The sequence below is a fragment of the Tolypothrix sp. FACHB-123 genome (assembly GCF_014697075.1).
In the GTDB taxonomy this organism is placed as follows: domain Bacteria; phylum Cyanobacteriota; class Cyanobacteriia; order Cyanobacteriales; family Nostocaceae; genus Aulosira.
In genome coordinates this window covers 183,881-204,695 of the sequence record NZ_JACJRE010000004.1, presented here as the reverse complement: position 1 = coordinate 204,695, position 20,815 = coordinate 183,881, and the positions used below count along the sequence as shown (strand labels likewise).

Below are 20,815 nucleotides of genomic sequence, written 5' to 3'. Positions count from 1 at the left end.
TATTCATAGGTCATTCTCTACAATAGATTCTCCAAAAAATCTCACTGCACAATCTGTCAGTATTACAGAGAATTATGTAAAAATTATTAAATTACTCATTACTATTCGCGATCGCCCGATGATTTCAATTTTATTGCCAACCTAATCTCAGTATGTGATTTTGATTTTTTTGTAAATTTCCCGACAAAAAATGATTAACTTCTGATCGTGTCAATCAGATATCGATCAAGATAATTAATTACCTAATTCCTATTGAGTAATTTAGTTTTAGGTATTACTTAGATTATAAAGTTAATAAAAAGACATATTGGATTTTGTGTAAAGTGTAAAAAATTAATCAAAGATCGACTGAATATACAAAAGACACTCAGATTGCGGGAACCCATAACAAACTTTGAAATTCTTCATAAAGAGAACCTCTATGTTACCATCTGGATGGTTTTAGACGGATCGTAACAGGCAGTTAAGTATAAAGGCCAACGACCGTAGCGTCTCTAAATTTGGTGGTTGAGGAGAGAATCATAGTGCAAGATAGCATGTCAGTGGCAGAACCAAATCCATACACACAGCGCAACCAACCACGACCAATTCGCATAGGCGTAATTGGAGTGGGTAACATGGGGCAACATCATACCCGAGTCCTGAGTTCAATGAAAGATGTTGAACTGGTGGGGGTTTCCGATATTAACGTCGAGCGAGGATTAGAAACCGCTAGCAAATACAAAGTCAAATTTTTTGAAGATTACTGTGACTTACTACCCCATGTAGAAGCGGTTTGCATTGCCGTTCCTACCCGCTTGCATTACGCTGTGGGCATTAACTGTTTGTTAGCAGGAATTCACGTTTTAATTGAAAAACCAATTGCTGCCAGTATTTCTGAGGCAGAATCCCTCGTGAATGCCGCTGCTGAATCTCAGTGTATTCTCCAAGTAGGTCACATTGAACGCTTCAATCCCGCATTTAGGGAACTGAGCAAAGTGCTGAAAACTGAGGATTTATTAGCGCTCGAAGCCCATCGCATGAGTCCTTATTCAGATCGGGCAAATGATGTATCTGTGGTGCTGGATTTAATGATCCATGACATTGACCTACTTCTGGAATTAGCTGCCTCTCCAGTTGTCAAGTTAACTGCTAGTGGAACCCGTGCATTAGACTCTGGTTATTTAGATTACGTGACTGCCACCTTAGGATTCGCTAATGGTATTGTAGCAACTTTAACTGCAAGCAAAGTCACTCATCGTAAAATCCGGCGGATTGTTGCCCATTGCAAAAATTCCTTTACTGAAGCGGATTTTCTCAAAAATGAAATTTTGATTCACCGCCAAACAAATCACAATTCTCTCAACGATCCTCGGCAAGTACTTTATCGCCAGGATGGTGTAATTGAGAAAGTTTATACTACTAATGTTCAACCTCTAAGTGCAGAACTAGAACATTTTGTGAACTGCGTACATGGTGGAAATCAACCTTCAGTTGGTGGGGAACAAGCTTTAAAAGCTTTAAGATTAGCCAGTTTAATTGAGCAAATGGCCTTAGAAGATAGGGTTTGGAATCCATTAGATTGGCAATCTGAACCAAGAGTGCAATCGCTAACTCCAACAGTCTAAACAAGCTGAGAGAGGATAACAATCAAAAGGCAAAAATCAAATGCCAAAAGCATTTTTGATTTTTGCCTTTTCTGCTAAGCTAAATCTTTTGATTTTAATTTACTAAGTTTCATTAGCAGGTTTTATTAACCTAAATAATCGGGTTTCCCAGCAGGAGAAATAATTAAATTTAGTAACCAAAATATAGTAATTTCAGGAATTAAATTAATGCTTGAATGGATAACTAATACGATCAACTCTTTAGGATACTGGGGTATTGCTCTACTGATGTTTTTAGAAAATCTTTTTCCCCCGATTCCTTCAGAGCTGATTATGCCACTGGCAGGGTTTACAGCTAGTCCAAATCAGCCAGGAGGGGCAAAACTTAGTATTATTGGCGTATTTCTCGCAGGACTGTTTGGTTCAGTCGTGGGTGCGTTGATTTGGTACTATCCAGGACAGTTATTGGGTGAAAAACGTTTAAAACGATTAGCTGACAAATATGGTAAATGGATTGCTATATCCAGTCACGATATTACGAAAGCAACGCAATGGTTTAATCGAAAAGGTAGTAAAGCTGTATTAATTGGTCGTTTGGTACCAGGAATTCGGACTTTAATCTCTGTACCGGCAGGTATGAGCAATATGCCCTTGTTACCTTTCTTGTTTTACACAACTGTGGGTAGCGCTGCCTGGGTAGGTTTGCTAACATACTCAGGATACCTTTTGGGTAGTCAGTATGAACTTGTGGATCAGTACCTTGCTCCTGTATCAAAAATCGTGCTTGGGAGCTTGGTTGTCGCCTTTGCTATTTGGGTGTTCAAACGCAAGCGTAAAAGCACCAGAAAATGAAATATAAAAGTTTTTGTTATCAAAATGGGTGTTAAATATACTTGATATTGGCCTAAACTATCCCCAATAATGCTAGATTCGCGATCGCCTGACTTAATTTTTTGCGTATTTCTAGCTACACTTGACGCAGCCAGGAATTTTTGGTAATTCCCATTTTTGTAAGATTGAGCAGGATTAGTTTTTACAGTTAAGTTAGGACTAGGAGCTTTATGACAGACCAACCTTCCGCCGCTACCCCAATAAATGCCGCCGCTATACCCATGAATCGGGTGTCTGCGTCCACCCCTATTAACGCAACTACTACACCCAAGCCAAGTACCTTTTCGGGTAATAAGGCAATTCTCAGTGTTGATTTAGGCAGAACTTCTACCAAAACTTGCGTCAGCCGCGAACCAAATAATGTGGTGTTCGTACCAGCAAACGTCAAGCAAATGTCTATAGAACAAGTACGCGGGGGTGTGTTTGAAGCCCGGGCGACCGATCCTTTAATGGATTTGTGGCTAGAGTATCAAGGTAGTGGCTACGCTGTCGGTCAACTGGCCGCGGACTTTGGGGCTAATTTGGGAGTGGGTCAATCTAAGGTAGAGGATGCACTAGTAAAAGTATTAGCCTGTGCAGGCTACTTTAAACTCAAAGACGATATTTCTGTCGTACTGGGTCTGCCTTTCCTTTCTTTAGAACAGTTTGAAAAAGAAAAAGCACAGTTAATTAGCTCGGTAAGTGGCCCTCATGTTTTAAACTTCCGAGGTGAATCTGTAAATCTCAATATTAGTAAAGTTTGGGTAATGCCAGAAGGCTACGGCAGCCTTTTATGGACAGAAGCTCAACCTCAAAAAGGTGCGACAGTTCCTGATTTTACAAAAATCTCAGTTGCTATCGTTGATATTGGCCATCAAACCATTGATCTGTTGATGGTAGATAACTTCCGCTTTGCTCGAGGAGCTTCTAAGAGTGAAGATTTCGGGATGAATAAGTTTTATGAACTTGTTGCGGCTGAAATTGAAGGCGCTGATAGCCAATCTTTAGCCTTGATTTCTGCTGTGAATAAACCCAAGGGCGAAAGATTCTACCGTCCTAAAGGTGCCAGCAAGCCAACCAATCTTGATGATTTTCTGCCCAATCTTATAGAGATGTTTTCTCGAGAAATTTGTAGTCGTGTTCTCGCCTGGTTACCAGAACGGGTGACTGATGTGATTATCACCGGAGGTGGTGGTCAATTTTTCTGGGAAGATGTACAACGGCTACTGAAGGAGGCTAAAATTAACGCTTATTTAGCTGCACCTTCCCGACAAGCTAATGCCTTGGGGCAGTATATTTATGGAGAGGCGCAATTATCTGCTGTTCGCTCTTCTAGGGCTTAAAACTGATGTTCCAATGGTCAAAAAAAGTAGTTAAATCGGTCACGTTCAATCCAGGGGTCGCTGATGAAAGCTTGTTGGCTCTTGTAGAAAGCTATTTGGAGAAACAAGTCGATAAAACTTTCAGCGACCTCTGTAAAGAAGCTCTATGGCAATCTTTATGTGTACCAGAATCAGTCAAACCTGGTACGCAAACACCATCCACAACGGCGGTTGAACAAGAAATCGGTAGACTGCAACATCAACTGGCTGACCTTGAGGAACGCTTTTTTGCCAAGGAATCTCATCGTTTGGAGTCAATGGAAAGCCAAATTCTGCACCTGACTCAACAAGTTGCTCACTTGGCTATCATGGTTGCTGAACGACCTGTGATTCAGTATGCGGCTCCAGCATCAGCTTCAGCAGCATCAGTAGGGGAGGTAGTTAATAATACATATGTTCCACCTCCGCCTCCTCAAGAGGTTGACCCGGTGATCAGCAGGCTTAGCCAGTTTCTCGATGATTTTTAAAGACAATCAGGGTGTTGAGCAGTTTGCTGCTCCTATATACAATCCTTAATAGTAGTTGCTATTAAGGATTATTAATATTTTTATCTATCGCGACTCTTGGGCTTATTCTTAGCTCATCTGAATTTCGCAACTACTGAGGAGAATTTATTCATTAGTACTATATTCTTTTTTTACAAAGCCTACAGTCTAAATGATAAAATCCTCAGGTAAAAATTTAGGATACCTTCATGCCAGTTGTAGCAAACTCTATCAAATTTGGTACAGACGGCTGGCGAGGTGTGATTGGTGATGAATTCACCTTTGAACGCCTAGCCTTGGTTGCACCAGTAGCCGCAAAAGTATTATATGATACTTATTTTTCTGTTGTAGGTACTAAGAAAATCGTAGTTGGTTACGATCGCCGATTTATGGCCGAAGATTTTGCCCTTGCTGTCGCTGATGCTGTCACCGCTATCGGATTTGATGTGCTACTCAGTGATAGCTATGCTCCTACTCCGGCTTTTAGCTGGGCGGCGAAACAACTGAATGCTTTGGGTGCTTTGGTAATTACCGCTAGTCATAATCCTGGTGCATATCTAGGATTAAAAGTCAAGGGCTATTTTGGTGGTTCAGTATCGCCAGAATTTACCAAAGAAATAGAAGCACTCGTAGTCAAAGGATTACCCCAAGCAGCTACACCTGGCGAGGTGGAGAAATTTGACCCTTGGCCGAGTTATACCGCAGGTTTAGAAGGTAAAGTTGATATTGCCAAAATTCGCGCGGCTCTAGCTGATGGTAAATTAACTGTCTTTGCTGATGTGATGCATGGGGCGGCGGCGGGAGGATTAGCCAGATTATTAGGCGATCGCGTCCAGGAAATCAACAGCAATCGCGATCCTTTATTTGGTGGTGGTGCGCCTGAACCCTTACCTAAATATTTATCCCAGCTATTTACAGTCATCAAAAATCACCGCGCCAGCAATTCAAATAATTTAACTGTGGGGTTAGTATTTGATGGCGACTGCGATCGCATCGCCGCCGTCGATGGGGAAGCTAACTTTTTAAGTTCCCAAGTCTTAATTCCGATATTAATTGACCATTTAACCTTACGGCGTGGTTTTACAGGTGAAATTGTCAAAACAGTCAGCGGTTCTGACTTAATTCCCCTGGTAGCTGCACTACATCATCTCTCTGTATTCGAGACGCCCGTTGGTTATAAATATATTGCTGACAGAATGTTAGCCGCTGAAGTCTTGTTAGGTGGTGAAGAGTCAGGAGGAATTGGCTATGGTAGCCATATTCCCGAACGAGATGCATTGCTATCAGCGTTATATGTGCTGGAAGCAATTGTGGAATCAGGGCAAGATTTAGGCGAATATTACCAGAGTTTACAACAGCAAACAGGCTTCAATTCCGCCTACGATCGCATTGATTTACCTTTAGCGAGTATGGAAGTGCGATCGCGGCTTTTACAACAACTGCAAACCCAACCATTAACAGAAATAGCTGGACAAGCCGTAATTGATTGTCAAACCATTGACGGCTATAAATACCGCCTAGCTGACAATAGCTGGTTAATGATTCGCTTTAGCGGGACTGAACCAGTTTTACGCTTATACTGCGAAGCCGCCACACTTGATCGCGTACATGAAACTCTTGCGTGGGCGAAACACTGGGCAGCGTAAAATTAGTCAATAGTCCAAAGTCCACAGTCAGTAATTCCAAATATCAGAACTATTGACTGTTGACCTTTCGGGTGACGCTGACGCGAACGTCGCTCTAAGCGTTGGCGCAGCCTCTCGTAGAGAAACTATGCCAAAGGCTTTACGCTACGCTAACACCAGTTGTTCATGGGGTTTCCCCAAGACCACACTGGTTTACCAATGACTATTGATCAATGACCAATGACTATTGACTAATGACTAAAACACTTGTAGTAGCCACAGGTAACCCCGGTAAGTTACGAGAAATGCAAGCTTATCTGGCTGATTCTGGTTGGGAATTATCCCTCAAACCAGAAGAATTAGAAATTGAAGAAACCGGCGATACTTTTGCCGCCAATGCTTGTTTAAAAGCCTCCCAAATTGCCAAAGCCACGGGAAAATGGGCAATAGCCGATGATTCTGGCTTACAAGTAGATGCTTTAGATGGCGCGCCAGGAGTCTATTCTGCACGTTACGCTAGAAACGACTCCGAACGCATTGCTAGGGTATTAAGCGAATTAGGGGCGGAAATCAACCGACAAGCACAATTTGTCTGTGTAATTGCGATCGCTAGTCCTGATGGTGCGATCGTCCTGCAATCTGAAGGTACTTGTCGGGGTGTAATTCTTCATGCACCTCGCGGTACTCGTGGTTTTGGGTACGACCCGATTTTTTATGTTCCAGAGAAACAATTGACTTTTGCTGAGATGACGCCGCAGTTGAAGCGATCGCTTAGCCATCGCGGTAAAGCTTTTACAGCTTTACTTCCTCAACTGACAAAGCTGAGTCCTGAGTTCTAAGTTGAAAGTTAAGAGTAAGTTTTGAGTTAATAATGGTGAAAAGATGATATGTCACCGTTTCTTGAAAAATTTATTATATTAGCCATTAAGCATCTGCTAAATACCCAAAACTTGACTCGATAAACTCTTTGATTTAAGCGCTCAGAACTCACAACTCAGCCATCAAATTTTAAACTGCTTCCGTATTCTTTTCTCCTGTACGAATCCGAACAACTTGCTCAACAGGTGAAATGAAGATTTTACCATCACCAATTTCACCAGTGCGGGCAGCAGCAATAATTTTGTCTACTACCATATCAACTTGGTTGTCTTCTACAACGATTTCTACTTTGAGTTTTTGCAGAAACTCGACGGTGTACTCAGAACCGCGATAGCGTTCAGTTTGACCTTTTTGTCTGCCGAATCCGCGCACTTCAGAAACAGTCATACCGACGATACCAGCATTTACCAAGGCGATTTTGACTTCATCCAGCTTAAATGGGCGGATAATTGCTTCTACTTTTTTCATTTATTTGGACTCCTTGTTTCTACTAGCTTTGTTTATATATCTAACCAGATTCTTTGTCTAACACTTTAACTAGTAGAACTATCTTAAAAATATATTTAATAATTTACGGCTTTCAATGACCTATGGGAATAGTTGTTAAATTAACTATGGCAATGTATCTCATATTTAACTATTTTTTATAATTATGATATCAAAAATATGGTCATATTTTTCCATGAAAATATGTATTTTTTGTTAACAAAAAATAGGTAAATTTCCTGAAATATTAATTTATAATTGTGAGAGCGAAATTTTAAAAAAAATATCAAGTTACAGCCACAACACCGACAGTTGTAACTAACGACTTTGGTGTTCAAACAGAGGACGCACGACCAAATACCCAGCACTAAAAGCCGTCAGCATAATTAATAAAATACTAATAATTAACCACCATCCACTAATTTCCTTAGTTTCCGGCTCATTAGCAGCATAATATCTAACTTCTTGCTCTTCGATAAATACAGGCTGGGATTTCGGCTGCATCATTTCCATTACAGGTGTAGAGACAGAAGCAGGTTGACTTTTTTTACCTGGGACTTCCGATACAGGTGGACGAGGACGAGGGACTTGCTGACGAGGACGTGTTTTTGTCCCTGCTTTTGGCGGCGTTGTATTTTTCCCCTCATTACTAGTGGAAGGTGCTTGACTATGAGGCTGATTAGGCTGTTGTCCGGGAAAATCTACCAACTTTTGTAATCGCAGACAAGATTGAATCAATTTAGTCATTTCTTGACGTAGCAATTGATTTTCTTGTGTTAGTTGCTGATTTTTAACACCTAGAGTCTTTAACTGTGCTTGTGCTACTTGTAACTCGTCTGCCAATTCCCGATACACAGACAAGGGTACAGATGGGGGATAGGTTGGAGTTGTTGGTGTAGGTGGATGGTTATAAATGGAATTTGTCGCTTGCATAGGTAACTTAGCATGAAAAATTAGAGTAGTTCATTGTTTTAGAGATACTATCAGAGATAGTCAAAACTGAAACTATGCCCAAGAATAATAGAAAAATGATAACAGGGCAAAGATTTTTGCTGGAGATTATGAAATAACTACATATAAGTGCTCTAAAGCTGCATTGCCATTTGAGTTTAGCGCTCAGCAATCTGAATTACAGCAAGTACCAGACTAATTGGTATTTTGCAGCAAAGGGAAAAAATGTCCTACAGGGCCTTGTCCTTTACCAATATCAAGAGAGTAAGTTAGGGCAGTTGTAACATAGTTTTTTGCCTGTTGTACTGCTGTAAATAGGTCGTGGTTTTGAGCTAGATTAGCTGCGATCGCAGCCGATAAAGTACAACCAGTACCATGAGTATTTTTTGTATCTATCAACTGAGTTGACAAAGTTGATAATTTTTCGCCATCAAACCAGATATCAACACCATGTGCTTTTCCCTCCATCCCGCCTCCCTTGACTAAAACCGCTTTCGCCCCTAATTTTTGGTGAATGATTTGCGCTGCTGCTTGCATATCATCCAGGCTATTAATAGTTAACCCACTCATAATTTGCGCTTCATAACGGTTTGGCGTCACAATAGCCGCTTGGGGGATTAAAGCATGGCAAAGAGTGTTTACTGCATCATCATCAATTAATTGTGCCCCAGTACGTGACACCATAACTGGATCTACTACCAAATTCAGAATTTGCAAAGCTTCTACTTGCTGCGCCACAGCCAAAATAATTTCCTGGTTGAGTAACATTCCTGTTTTCGCAGCTTGCACGCCAATATCTTCAACCACTGCTTGCATTTGCGCCACTACAGCCTCACTAGGTATCGCATCAACGCGCCTGACACCCAAAGTATTTTGGGCTGTAATGCAGGTAATAGCACTAGTACCGTGAACACAGTGAAACGCAAAAGTACGTAAATCAGTTTGAATTCCCGCACCACCGCCGCTATCTGAGCCAGCAATGGTTAAAGCAACAGGTGTCCTTGATTTTTTAACAGCATTCATCTGATTAATTTTTACCGGGGCTGATTGTTAATAATTACCACAATCAACAGTTATCTGGAGATATGGATAGTAAATTCCGCAGTTCTAGGAGAACATATCCTGAATTGTCTAGGGAGAATCATTTCTGAGTCAGTACTCAAACCCTGAATAGATAATTATTTTCACGATAGCTTGTGTAATCCTGGGTATTTTTGGGCATTCTAACTACAGAAACTCCTAAAATCAGCTCTGCTAGGCGCAAAAAGTATTGTAAAGGCAGATATATAAATATACAGCTAAAATCCCCAACCAGTATGTCCACTGAAGCAATATACGAAGAGCTAACAACTTTACGCCAACGCACTGAGCAGCTAGAAAAGGCTTTTGCCTCAGCCAGTCGTGCCGTTAAACAGCAGTATCGGCTATGGATAGATTCTCAGCGCGTAGGAGAAACACTCACCGAATTGCGGCACAGATTGTCATTTATGACACAACGCCATCCCTTAGGCGTCATTTCGTGGAATATGGCTTTTGAGGTAACAGATTGGAATCCTGCTGCGGAAAAAATTTTTGGCTATAGTCAGCGCGAAGTACTAGGACGACATGCGGCAGAAATTATCATAGCTGGAAGTACTAAACAAGCAATAAATACATATCTCGCCCAATTCATCTGCCAAAAACAGCTAATACCCACTACCAGCCAAAATTGTACCAAGGACGGCAGAATCATTATTTGTAAGTGGTACCACACTCCTTTGACTGATTTGCATGGCAACTTGATTGGTTTATTATCAATAGTAGAAAATGTTAGCTCCCCTTCAGTAACAGTAGATACTAAAGGTTCCTCTAAGGGAGATTATAAACAGCTAATTGCAAATATACCTGGTATGTTTTACCAGTTTCAACTGGAACCAGATGGCGCTGCTTTTGTTAATGTATTTTCTGGTTGTCAAGAAATTTATGGCATAGAACCAGAAGCCGCACAACAAAATCGCCAATTATTTACAGAAGCAGTCCATCCTAGCGATCGCCAATCTTTTTTAGACTCTATCGCTATTTCTGCCCAAACATTACAAACTTGGCATTGGGAAGGAAGGATTTTATCTAGTTGCGGTCAGTGGAAGTGGGTACAAGGTCTTTCCCAGCCAGAGGTACAATCAACAGGTAAAATTCTTTGGGATGGATTATTGATTGATATCACTAATCGCAAAACAGCATTCACAGAAGCACCAACAACTATTTTCCCCGCACAAAGTGAAGCCATGTTTCGCAGTTTAGTCGAAAATTTAGATGATGTAATTTATACTTTATCTTTGTCTGGTCAGTTTACTTACCTTTCCCCTAGCTTCACTGAGATGTTTGGCTATGAAATCTCAGAATTTATCGACAAATCGTTTGCTTCGATAATTAATCCTGAATATATCACCAATTATGAAACAATTCTGCAAAAAATTCTCGAAATTGGTAAAAAGCAACCTGGAATAGAAGTGAGAGTTAAACGTGCAGATGGTAGTGATTGCTGGATTGTTTTTAACGCTTCACCGATAAAAAATGCTGCTAGTAAAGTAGTAGGTTTTCAGGGTAATATGCGAGATATTACTGAGAGAAAAATTACAGAAGCAGATTTAGTGCGATCGCAAACTCAACTTAAACAGCGAACCTCTGAATTAGAGCAAACACTCCAGGAATATCAACGCATCCAGTCTCAGCTGATCCAAAGTGAAAAAATGTCTTCTATTGGTCAACTAGTAGCTGGAGTTGCCCATGAAATTAATAATCCAGTGAATTTTATTTACGGTAACCTAGGCCACGCTGACAATTATACTCATGACCTATTAAATTTCCTCAAACTTTACCAAAAACACTATCCCAATCCTCCATTAGAAATTCAAGACGAAGCTGAAGCCATTGACCTCGATTTCCTCTTGCAAGACTTACCACACCTCCTGTTATCTATGAAAGTTGGTGCTGACCGTATCCGTAAAATTGTCGCTTCTTTACGTACCTTCTCCCGTTTTGATGAAGCCGATTTAAAATTTGCGGATATTCATGAAGGTATAGATAGTACCTTAATGATTTTAGATTACCGTTTAAAAGCCAAACCTAACCGCCCCACCATTCAAGTAATCAAAGACTACAGCGATTTACCTTTAATTCAGTGCTACGCTGGACAACTAAACCAAGTATTTATGAACATCTTAGCTAATGCTATCGATGCTCTCGAAGAAAGTTATGAGTCACAAAAGTTAGATTGTGATTGTCTTACCATCCGCATTTGTACAGAGAAAACCAACGCTCAACATATTACTATCCGAATTGCTGACAACGGCCCTGGAATCACAGAACAAGTACTAAATCGGTTATTTGACCCCTTCTATACAACCAAGCCTGTAGGTAAAGGTACAGGTATGGGTCTATCTATTAGTTACCAAATTATCACCGAGCGTCACAGCGGCTCAATCAAATGCATCTCATCACCAGGACAAGGTGCTGAGTTCGTCATTGAAATTCCGATTGAACAGTCAATAGTCAATGGTCAATAGAGACGCGATAACCCTTGTCTGTACAATTGTCATTTGTTATTTTTCCTCCTTCATATGCCCAATGCCCAATGCCCCATGCCCAATTTACAATACCCCTTGTAAAAACTTTCCCCATTCCGCAGCTAAAGGAATTTCTGTAAACGGAACGCGCACTGATTGAGGTTTTTCTACAAAAATAAATTCCAACTCAATTTGACGACCTTTCTCTGGTGGATTGTCTATCTCTACGATTTTGTCATCCACTAAAAGTTGGATTTTTTGTACATCAATTAAAGAAAAAGTTTCCAGTTTAATCGGCCCTTTCGGTGTTGGTTTTCCCCAAGTTATATCCTGACCCTTTTGACCTAATACGGCATAAATATCATATTTAGCTCGTTCAAATTGCTCTGCCCAAGCGCGGTAAGCCTCAACTTTTTGATACTCTTTTGAGCCTTGCCAAGCCAACCAGAAAAACATGAATAATAAGGGTAACCACAAAAGACCGCGTTCCATTGTTGAAAAATCCTGAGTACAAATTTTAACTTACGTGCAAAATACACCAATCCGAGCCAGAGATAAGTTATGTTAGTGAGCAACTGGCAAAAAGCGGTGATGAGTTTATATGAGAAGGCTTATATTATTTTGCTTGTTTGTCATTGGGTTGGTAGCTGCTGTATTTGGGTTTCTCAATTTTCAGGGACTAGCAGCTAAAGGCGAGTTTGAGACGATTTTGCTAGATTTTCGCGAAGATATACCTAAAGAGGTAGTAGAGAAAGATCTGCAAGCGATCGCTCAACAATACCAGGTTACACCCCAATTGGATAATAAATTTTCAGCAAAAGATAATGTGTATATTATCAAAGGCGATCGCCAACGGCTGAAAGAACTGCAAAAATCTCAATTCAAATCGGCTACAGAATTTATCGAGCCAAATTATATTTACAAAAAGATTCCCCAACCGGGTGAAGCTGCTTTCTTGGGCGAATTTTTAAAACCCAACGAAGAGGAAGACGATGTTAGTCCTGCCTTAACTGGCCCTAATGACCAGTATTACAGCAAGCAGTGGAACTTGCACCAAATTGGTATTGAAGCGGCGTGGAATCAAACTAAAGGTAGTGGTGTTACAGTCGCCGTTATCGACACAGGTATTACTCGCGTCCGCGACTTGTATGAGACAAAATTTGTCAAAGGTTACGATTTCGTCAACGATAGAGAAGACGCCAAAGACGATAACGGACATGGTACCCATGTAGCAGGTACCATTGCTCAAGCCACTAACAACAAATATGGTGTAGCTGGTATTGCCTACGAAGCCAATCTCATGCCTTTAAAGGTACTTAATGATTATGGTGGTGGTACAGTAGCCGATATTGCCGAAGCAATTAAGTTTGCTGCTGATAAAGGCGCAGATGTCATTAATATGAGCTTGGGTGGTGGCGGTGAAAGTCAGTTAATGAAACAAGCCATTGACTACGCCCACAACAAAGGCGTTGTCATTATCGCCGCAGCTGGTAACGAAAATGCAAACGGAGCCAGCTATCCCGCCCGTTATCCCCATGTTATCGGCGTTTCAGCATATGGCCCCGATGGTGAAAAAGCCCCCTATTCTAACTTTGGTGCAGGGGTAGATATCTCCGCCCCTGGTGGTAGTGATGCAGGGAAGATTCTCCAAGAGACAATCAACGAAAATGGCGAAGGCGTGTTTCTTGGTTTCCAAGGAACAAGTATGGCATCTCCCCATGTAGCTGGTGTAGCTGCACTTATCAAAGCTAAAGGTATTCAGAATCCCGATGAGATTTTGCAAATCCTCAAACAGTCATCAAGAGTTATCCAAGATGATGGTTTAAATTATTACGGCGCTGGACAACTCAATGCTGACGCCGCAGTTAAACTCGCTACTGAAGGTCAAATTAGTTTCTCCGATTTCTTCCGTTGGTTGCGGGATAACGGCTATCTTAACCCCGGCTTTTGGATTGATGGCGGTGCTGTTGCACTCCTACCCAAGATTTTGATGGTACTTGGTTCCTATCTATTAGCTTGGTTTTTACGAGTTTACTTTCCCTTCTCCTGGAGTTGGTCATTATCAAGTGGTTTAATTTTTGGCAGTTCTGGATTATTCTTCCTCAAAGGATTTTATATCTTCGACCTGCCTCAATGGCCGTTCCGCCTGTTAGGCAGTTCGATTCCTGAATTAGGTAATGCTATTCAAGGAACCGATGCTTTAAATCCCTTATTTGCTAGCGTTTTAATTCCCTTTGTGCTTATCGCCTTATTGTTGGGACATCCTAGCGGTAAATGGTTTGCAATTGGTTCAACTTTAGGTGTAGCTGCATGTTTAACCATCAGTGCAGTTTACGACCCTACAGTTTGGGGATTGGGAAGTAGTTACTTAGCAAGAATATTTCTGATTGCTAATGCCCTACTCTGTTATGGATTAGCGCAGTTATCGTTGAAAAATGAAAGGCAAGTAGCTTAACTTAAGAGGGAATGCAGGGAGAGTAATTCAAAATATTACTCTCCCTCATGTTTTTATTCTCTCAACATTCAGCAATTTTATGAGTACTACAGTTACAGGCACAATCCAACACCGTGATATTGGTACTGGCGCATGGGCCTTAGTTACCGATGATGGCGTAACCTATGAATTACCTAGAAGTACAGACAAAAAGCTACTCAAGTCAGGACAAATAGCCAAAGTTACAGGAAAGGTGCGTGACGATATCATGACGGCCGCCATGATTGGCCCTGTCCTGGAAGTAAAATCCTTTGAGGTAATTAATTCTGACTAGCTGTGGAATTGAGTACTTCTTGTAAACGACTTCTAAATTCCCCTTTGGGATGACCTCCTTTCACCTCACCGATGATTTGAAACTCTCCTTCGGGAGAATCACAAACAATGTAAGTAGGCCATCCCATTTCTGATTTATCAGGATACTGAGTTAATAAAATCTTGCGATACTTGCGGTAAGTAGCTGTATCCTGCATCTTGACATCAATAAATTGCAAATTCAACTCCTCAGCGACTTTTTTGTCATAGAAAGACATTTTGTGACAAATACCACATTCTTCTGAGGAAAATTTAATTACCGCTAAATTCATCTGACTTTGAGACTCTTGAAGATATAAGCAAGCAACTCCAGTATAAAACATTCAAGATTAGCATCTTACTGTAGCAGTGAAGACTCAGCCTACTAGTAGATTATTGTAATTTTTGGACTAAAGTCCGCAAATCCTCACAAATTTAAGAAGATAAAAGTTGCCAGTCCGAGAAAGTTGTGTAAGACTGATAGTGGATTTACTACCCTTTATTAAAAGTGGAACATACCTAACAAGGGAACGTCTGATTAAACTGGAAGTTGATTCCAACGGTAAGCCCAGCTATGTCAGGTGAGTTCAAAAGGCAAAATTCTAAAAAAATAATTAAAAATTTTGCACCCTATATTTAATGGAATATCTATTGCATCAACCTTCTAGCCAATAAAAGGTGAAAAATTTAGTCAAGAATTGACATCAAGAGCTAGCAAAAACAATGATAAAATAGATTCACTTGACAGTTAACACCAGGTAAGAGAACGCGCAACTGGCACTAAAGCTGGAAAAAATTAAGTATTTAGTTGGGCAGTGGCAAGAAAGATAAAAGCGCAGTTATTGTGCTATATTATTGCCCTCACTATCTAAATAATGGGCAGCTAAAAGCGAACTATCTCCTCAAAAAATCCCCAGTAGGTATGAGCCGACTAGGGGAGTTAGTTATCAGTGTGCATCTACCATTTCACTGTTCTTCAGTTAGGCGCAATCCTCCGGATAAATCTTGATAAAGGATTTTGCGGTTTTTTAACAATAAAAAACCTCTAGAAAGTACAAACTTACTAGAGGAGTTAGTTATCAGGGTGCATCTACCAATTACTTCTTCTCGATAAACCTATCCAATCCGGATAAAATTGTCACAAAGGGAGTAGCTAGGGATCTACCAGAAAAAACCCCCCAATGGTGGCAGCCAATGAGGGGAGTTAGTTATCAGGGTGCATCTACTAGCTTATATATTCTTAACTTTGAGATAGAATCCGGAGAAAATAGACACCAATAAGTAATTATTGAATAATCAAAATAAAACCCCTAATGGGTTTGAGCCGACTAGGGGAGTTAATTATCAGGGTGCATCTACCTCTTAATTCTTCTCAGTGCAACTACTACAATCCGGAATAAAATAACGATACAGCCTGTGAAACTAGTGAATAAGCAAAATAAAACCCCCAGTGGGTTTGAGTCAACTAGGGGAGTGGATTATCAGGGTGCATCTACCTCTTAATTCTTCTCAGTGCAACTACTACAATCCGGAAAGATTTTCATAAATGTGTATTACTAGTAACAATAAAAAAATCCCCTAATGGGTACTAACCAGCTAGGGGAGTTAATTATCAGGGTGCATCTACCATTTTATTTTTCTTAAAGAAATAAGTAAGCTCCGGATGGAATGGCCACAATCATAACTATTGGTTGTGTCAAATTAAAAAATCCCCCAGAAGGTTGGAGCCGACTAGGGGAGTTAGTTATCAGGGTGCATCTACCATTTTATTTTTCTCAAAAAAATAAGTAAGCTCCGGATGAAATGGCCACAATCATAACTATTGGTTGTGTCAAACTAAAAAATCCCCTAGAAGGTTGGAGCCGACTAGGGGAATTAGTTATCAGGGTGCATCTACCATTTTATTTTTCTCAAAGAAATAAGTAAGCTCCGGATGAAATTGTCACAATCAGAACTATTGGTTGTGTCAAACTAAAAAAATCCCCCAGAAGGTTGGAGCCGACTAGGGGAGTTAGTTATCAGGGTGCATCTACCATTTCATTGTTCTCCAGATAACTGCCATCATCCGGACAAAATTTCTCGTGTATTAATTTTATTGTGGTTGCCAAGCATAAAAAACCCCCAGAAGGCGTGAGCCAACTAGGGGAGTTAGTTATCAGGGTGCATCTACCATTTCATTGTTCCCAGATAAACCACCACAATCCGGATAAATTTACTAAAATGTTTATTTTAAGTTAGGTGTCCCAAAAATTAGTGGATGCTAGCTAACAAAGAAACCGGATGCGGATTTATGCACCCCACTCCTGTGAAATCATGCCTGCTTTAGAGTTTGTTGCTATTTGCCAACATCAAAAAATCCCAAAAAAATCCCCAAGTTAGCATTCGCCAACCAGGGGAGTCGAAGATCAAGGTGCATCTACCAATAAAGTGTTCTCTTTCCATGCCAGCTAATCCGGATAAAGTTATAAAAGCCAAAAACGTAAAATCACGAGGATTCAGAAACATCTCAGTGAAAAGATGCATCTAAGGTATCAGAAAAAGCGAAAAATCGACTTGAAACTTTCGCGTTTCAAACCTGATTTAGGAGGCGAATAGGAGAAGTTGTGACCCAGGAATTTCAAATTTCCGTAACCCCAGTAGGGCAAAATGACTACTTGGTGCGCACGGAACAAGTTGCGCCTGGGGTGCCATTGGCAGAAGAACTGGTGACTTGGCCTGTAGCTGATTGGTTAGCAGCTGCTGGGCATCTAATGAATGACCCTTTGAAGTCAGTGTTGCAGGGGGATGCGTTTGCAAGAAACTCTGTCAACCTGGTAGCTTTGGGTCAACAACTTTATAATGCACTGTTTCAAGGCACTCTCAGGGATAGTTGGATTACAGCACAAGGTATTGCCCAGAACCAGCAACAGGTATTGCGTTTACGCTTAGGGCTAAAAGATACGAAGTTAGCTCGTCTACCTTGGGAAGTAATGCACGCAGGGGATCGGCCTCTAGCTACTGGGCCTTATGTCGCTTTTTCTCGTTACCAAACTGGAATTTTGCCAGCATCTCGCTTGCCAGGGAAAAACATTCCACAACCACTAGAAGAAGGTGGAATCAAAGTCTTGATGGTGATTGCTTCTCCCACAGATCAAGCTCGTCTCGATTTACTCAAACATGAAGCCATCAAACTACAAACGGAACTGAACCGACATGTACCAAGAGTTGCTGAGAGTGGCAATTATGTTCCGGAAATAGAATTAACGCTGCTCAACCAACCAGGAAGGGAAGAATTAACACAGGCTCTAGAACAAGGACGATATCATGTCCTGCACTACTCTGGTCATAGTAATTTAGGTGCCAGTGGTGGTGAAATTTATCTAGTCAGTGGCAGAACTGGTTTAACAGAAACTTTAACTGGTGACGATCTAGCAGGTTTACTGGTCAATAATAATATTCAAATGGCTGTGTTTAACTCCTGTTTAGGAGCATACAGTGCTAATGCGGATAATACTGAAGAAACAGGAGAACGTAACCTCACAGAAAGTTTGGTGAAACGCGGTCTTAGTAGTGTATTAGCTATGTCAGAGCGGATTCCTGATGAAGTAGCACTAACACTCACCCAATTGTTCTACCGGAATTTGAATCAGGGATATCCTGTGGATTTGTGCGTGAGTCGAGTGCGCCAGGGATTAATTTCTGCCTATGGTTCTCACCAAATGTACTGGGCGCTACCTATTCTCTATCAGCAACCGGAATTTGACGGTTTTCTTAGCCCGGAAATTCTGGAAAGCTCAGAAGTTGTGAATGAGTATAATCCGCCTTTAAGAGCAAATCCTACGGCTATGTACTCTGCTGTAGATGAACCCGATTTGCCTTTGGCAATAGAGGAGATGATCCCCAACAGTTTGGCAAGGGAATCTTCGGGGCTGGATTGGTTAGGAGAAGAAACTTGGGGCGATCTCGTTGATGAAATTGAGTATGACGATCCATCCTACGCAGAGGATTCAGCGCTGGTTTCCGATTTGTTTCGCCAACTAGATCGGCAAAATGGCATCTCTGAGCAATCACCGATGACGGCGGAACTCGTGCAACAGATAAACGATAGTAGCGTGCGATCGCGACAAGTTCCTCAGGAGATGGATGAATCAGAACAAGAAGCGAGTTTTTGGGAAGAAGAACCGATCGCATCTACTGAAACCACGCCAAATTATGCTAGAAATTGGCAGAACTCTGCTGTGGGAGGTGCAGATCAAGTCTCATTAAACCGCCGCCAAAAACGCCAAATTTGGCCTGTTGTCGGGATGCTGGGAGCAAGTGCGATCGCAGTTGTCGCCGGTCTTTTTTGGTGGCAAAATTACCAATTATCTAAGTTACCTGACATTCCCCCCATCCCTACCCAGCCACTTACTACTGAAAATTATCCTCCCATCGATTTAAAGACAGCTACAACCAGTATTGTTACCACTACTGCTACAGAAAAATTAAGCCAAGGCGACTTACAAGGTGGACTAGAGGCTGTGGAAGAATTACTTAACCGTGGCGTGCTTCCACCTGCACAAGCAGCCTTAAATCTAGTGCCAAAACAGCAAGCTAATAATCCATCTGTAAATTTTCTTAAAGGACGCTTAGCTTGGCAATCTGTTCAACTTCCAGATCAACGAGATCAAAAATACAGTGTTGATGATGCTCGGCGTTATTGGGAAAGTGCGGTGAAAGCCGATCCTGATTCTTTTTTATATAACAATGCTTTGGGATTTGCTTATTACGCCGAAGAAAATTTAAATCGAGCTAATGATTCTTGGTTTAAGGCTTTAAATTTAGCTTTGAGAAAACAAAATATTGCTAGTACTACATCAGTAGCCATCACAACTACAACCACACCTAAGGATGCGTTAACTTCCTATGCAGGCTTGGCTTTAGGACTTTATAAATCTGCCTATAAGCAACCATCTAATAAACAATCTCAATATCTTAATGAAGCAATTAAACTACGCCAAATGGTGATTAAAGACGATCCCATAAATTTTCAAGTAGATAAATTAAGTCATAATTGGTTGTGGACAGAAAAGGCAATTGACGATTGGCGATCGCTCCTTCAAGAAAAACGTCAGTAACAATAAATACCGAAAAATTGATGTTGGCTAATGCTGCCATCAATTTTTATGGTCAAATTCCATGATTATGTAAATTAATCAGGAAATATCATTTCTATGTATTCTGTGATCGCCCTATTGCTAAATCAATTTTATGTATCATAAGATACATTATTGACCGTTTCATCAGTTATTTCCCTCCTACCTATCAGCACAATTAATCGGGGATCGCTTGCTGTATTGTTCACATTTTGTTACAAAAGTACAAAGAACTTCTAGAGAGCCAAAACCTCATGTTCGGCGGACTTACTGGTTTAACAGATTCTAAAGGCACAGATTGGGGCGAGCGGATGCTCAACACAGTCGCTAGCCAAACGATTCGCCACCTGTTTACCCAAAGCGAGTCAGTAGAAGTCTTTGTGCGCTGCTATCCCTCCAGCAAACTGTTGCAAGGCAGCATTGATAGTTTCAAAATGAGTGGACGTGGCTTAGTCATCCGTAGAGAATTTGCGGTAGAGGAGATGTCTTTTGAAACGGATGCAGTGGCTATTGATTTCAGCTCGGTTTTAGGTGGTAAATTAACTCTTAAACAACCCACTCAAGCGATCGCTCAAGTAGTTTTATCAGAAGTTGGTATTAATCAAGCCTTTAATGCTGAACTGGTAAAAAAACGTTTAGTTAACCTTTCTTTACCTACTTTAACTGCTTTATCTGGCGGTAAACCAGTATCTTTTCCAGAAATTCAAGTACGACTTTTGCCAGAAAATCGCCTACGAATTTTGGCAAAAGCAGATTTAGATAATGGCGAACTCGTACCCTTAAATATGACTGTCAGCTTGGCTGTGGAAAGGCGGCGACGGGTTTCCTTCAAAGATCCTCAACTGGAACTAGAGTCTGTTCCAGAAGCACAAAGAGAAACCTCGCGCACCTTGAGCTTAGCACTGGTAGAAATTTTAGATAACATGGTCGATTTGGATCGCTTTGACCTTGATGGGGTGAAAATGCGACTTAACCGCTTAGAAACTGAAGGACAAAAATTAATTTTCAGTGGATATGCTGAGATTGAACGTATACCTAGTACTTCTTGAACTAATCTTTTCAAGGTAACTCAGAATCTCAAGTGGCACGCATATCATCATATTTTGC

Annotated in this window: 16 protein-coding genes; 11 read left to right on the top strand and 5 right to left on the bottom strand. The window is 41.0% G+C overall.

Annotated features, from left to right (window positions below):
* The first annotated feature begins 524 nt into the window (after positions 1-524).
* The 6 genes from H6G41_RS04680 to rdgB all read left to right on the top strand — a co-directional run bounded on the left by H6G41_RS04680 (position 525) and on the right by rdgB (position 6,787).
* A complete protein-coding gene (locus tag H6G41_RS04680; RefSeq protein ID WP_190744019.1) occupies positions 525-1,607 on the top strand; it encodes a Gfo/Idh/MocA family oxidoreductase in 1,083 nt (360 codons plus the stop codon).
* A gap of 207 nt (positions 1,608-1,814) precedes the next feature.
* On the top strand, positions 1,815-2,438 hold the full coding sequence (locus H6G41_RS04675) for a DedA family protein (protein WP_190744017.1): 624 nt from the start codon (positions 1,815-1,817) through the stop codon (positions 2,436-2,438).
* A gap of 209 nt (positions 2,439-2,647) precedes the next feature.
* A complete protein-coding gene (locus tag H6G41_RS04670) occupies positions 2,648-3,799 on the top strand; it encodes a ParM/StbA family protein (RefSeq protein WP_190744015.1) in 1,152 nt (383 codons plus the stop codon).
* Between the two features lie 5 nt (positions 3,800-3,804).
* Positions 3,805-4,305, top strand: coding sequence for a plasmid segregation centromere-binding protein ParR (locus tag H6G41_RS04665; protein ID WP_190744013.1), 501 nt, complete (start codon positions 3,805-3,807; stop codon positions 4,303-4,305).
* 227 nt (positions 4,306-4,532) lie between these two features.
* Positions 4,533-5,969, top strand: coding sequence for a phosphoglucomutase/phosphomannomutase family protein (locus H6G41_RS04660; RefSeq protein WP_190744011.1), 1,437 nt, complete (start codon positions 4,533-4,535; stop codon positions 5,967-5,969).
* Between the two features lie 233 nt (positions 5,970-6,202).
* A complete protein-coding gene (rdgB, locus tag H6G41_RS04655; protein WP_190744009.1) occupies positions 6,203-6,787 on the top strand; it encodes an RdgB/HAM1 family non-canonical purine NTP pyrophosphatase in 585 nt (194 codons plus the stop codon).
* A gap of 169 nt (positions 6,788-6,956) precedes the next feature.
* Here rdgB and H6G41_RS04650 read toward each other — a convergent pair whose 3' ends face one another.
* The 3 genes from H6G41_RS04650 to thiD all read right to left on the bottom strand — a co-directional run bounded on the left by H6G41_RS04650 (position 6,957) and on the right by thiD (position 9,287).
* Positions 6,957-7,295, bottom strand: coding sequence for a P-II family nitrogen regulator (locus H6G41_RS04650; RefSeq protein WP_017749852.1), 339 nt, complete (start codon positions 7,293-7,295; stop codon positions 6,957-6,959).
* Positions 7,296-7,631: 336 nt separating this feature from the next.
* A complete protein-coding gene (locus tag H6G41_RS04645) occupies positions 7,632-8,246 on the bottom strand; it encodes a hypothetical protein (protein WP_190744007.1) in 615 nt (204 codons plus the stop codon).
* 213 nt (positions 8,247-8,459) lie between these two features.
* The gene (gene thiD, locus H6G41_RS04640; protein ID WP_190744005.1) at positions 8,460-9,287 is read right to left on the bottom strand and encodes a bifunctional hydroxymethylpyrimidine kinase/phosphomethylpyrimidine kinase; all 828 of its coding nucleotides are present in this window, start codon (positions 9,285-9,287) and stop codon (positions 8,460-8,462) included.
* Positions 9,288-9,580: 293 nt separating this feature from the next.
* On the opposite strand from thiD, the gene H6G41_RS04635 reads away from it, so the two are divergent.
* On the top strand, positions 9,581-11,809 hold the full coding sequence (locus H6G41_RS04635) for a PAS domain S-box protein (protein ID WP_190744003.1): 2,229 nt from the start codon (positions 9,581-9,583) through the stop codon (positions 11,807-11,809).
* Positions 11,810-11,893: 84 nt separating this feature from the next.
* Here H6G41_RS04635 and H6G41_RS04630 read toward each other — a convergent pair whose 3' ends face one another.
* A complete protein-coding gene (locus H6G41_RS04630; protein WP_190744001.1) occupies positions 11,894-12,301 on the bottom strand; it encodes a hypothetical protein in 408 nt (135 codons plus the stop codon).
* A gap of 109 nt (positions 12,302-12,410) precedes the next feature.
* On the opposite strand from H6G41_RS04630, the gene H6G41_RS04625 reads away from it, so the two are divergent.
* Both H6G41_RS04625 and H6G41_RS04620 read left to right on the top strand, forming a co-directional pair.
* The gene (locus H6G41_RS04625; RefSeq protein ID WP_190743999.1) at positions 12,411-14,264 is read left to right on the top strand and encodes a S8 family peptidase; all 1,854 of its coding nucleotides are present in this window, start codon (positions 12,411-12,413) and stop codon (positions 14,262-14,264) included.
* Positions 14,265-14,343: 79 nt separating this feature from the next.
* On the top strand, positions 14,344-14,577 hold the full coding sequence (locus H6G41_RS04620; RefSeq protein ID WP_190743998.1) for a hypothetical protein: 234 nt from the start codon (positions 14,344-14,346) through the stop codon (positions 14,575-14,577).
* Here the strand turns inward: H6G41_RS04620 and H6G41_RS04615 are convergent.
* Positions 14,564-14,887, bottom strand: a complete 324-nt coding sequence (locus tag H6G41_RS04615; protein ID WP_190547382.1) for a thioredoxin family protein — start codon at positions 14,885-14,887, stop codon at positions 14,564-14,566. The two genes, H6G41_RS04620 and H6G41_RS04615, sit on opposite strands and share 14 nt — an antisense overlap.
* A 2,310-nt stretch (positions 14,888-17,197) precedes the next feature.
* Here H6G41_RS04615 and hetF point away from each other — a divergent pair.
* Both hetF and H6G41_RS04605 read left to right on the top strand, forming a co-directional pair.
* Entirely contained in the window at positions 17,198-19,690 is a 2,493-nt protein-coding gene (gene hetF / locus H6G41_RS04610) for a cell division protein HetF (RefSeq protein ID WP_190743996.1), read from the top strand.
* Positions 19,691-19,962: 272 nt separating this feature from the next.
* Entirely contained in the window at positions 19,963-20,757 is a 795-nt protein-coding gene (locus H6G41_RS04605; protein WP_190743994.1) for a DUF2993 domain-containing protein, read from the top strand.
* The last annotated feature ends 58 nt before the right edge of the window (positions 20,758-20,815 follow it).

Bases quoted from the DNA above. Each gene is read 5' to 3' on its own strand.
- H6G41_RS04635 (WP_190744003.1), top strand. From the start codon at position 9,581: ATGTCCACTGAAGCAATATACGAAGAGCTAACAACTTTACGCCAACGC.
- H6G41_RS04675 (WP_190744017.1), top strand. From the start codon at position 1,815: ATGCTTGAATGGATAACTAATACGATCAACTCTTTAGGATACTGGGGT.
- thiD (WP_190744005.1), bottom strand. From the start codon at position 9,287: ATGAATGCTGTTAAAAAATCAAGGACACCTGTTGCTTTAACCATTGCT.
- H6G41_RS04650 (WP_017749852.1), bottom strand. From the start codon at position 7,295: ATGAAAAAAGTAGAAGCAATTATCCGCCCATTTAAGCTGGATGAAGTC.
- H6G41_RS04665 (WP_190744013.1), top strand. From the start codon at position 3,805: ATGTTCCAATGGTCAAAAAAAGTAGTTAAATCGGTCACGTTCAATCCA.
- H6G41_RS04620 (WP_190743998.1), top strand. From the start codon at position 14,344: ATGAGTACTACAGTTACAGGCACAATCCAACACCGTGATATTGGTACT.
- H6G41_RS04615 (WP_190547382.1), bottom strand. From the start codon at position 14,887: ATGAATTTAGCGGTAATTAAATTTTCCTCAGAAGAATGTGGTATTTGT.
- H6G41_RS04625 (WP_190743999.1), top strand. From the start codon at position 12,411: ATGAGAAGGCTTATATTATTTTGCTTGTTTGTCATTGGGTTGGTAGCT.
- rdgB (WP_190744009.1), top strand. From the start codon at position 6,203: ATGACTAAAACACTTGTAGTAGCCACAGGTAACCCCGGTAAGTTACGA.
- H6G41_RS04630 (WP_190744001.1), bottom strand. From the start codon at position 12,301: ATGGAACGCGGTCTTTTGTGGTTACCCTTATTATTCATGTTTTTCTGG.
- H6G41_RS04645 (WP_190744007.1), bottom strand. From the start codon at position 8,246: ATGCAAGCGACAAATTCCATTTATAACCATCCACCTACACCAACAACT.
- H6G41_RS04605 (WP_190743994.1), top strand. From the start codon at position 19,963: ATGTTCGGCGGACTTACTGGTTTAACAGATTCTAAAGGCACAGATTGG.
- H6G41_RS04660 (WP_190744011.1), top strand. From the start codon at position 4,533: ATGCCAGTTGTAGCAAACTCTATCAAATTTGGTACAGACGGCTGGCGA.
- H6G41_RS04670 (WP_190744015.1), top strand. From the start codon at position 2,648: ATGACAGACCAACCTTCCGCCGCTACCCCAATAAATGCCGCCGCTATA.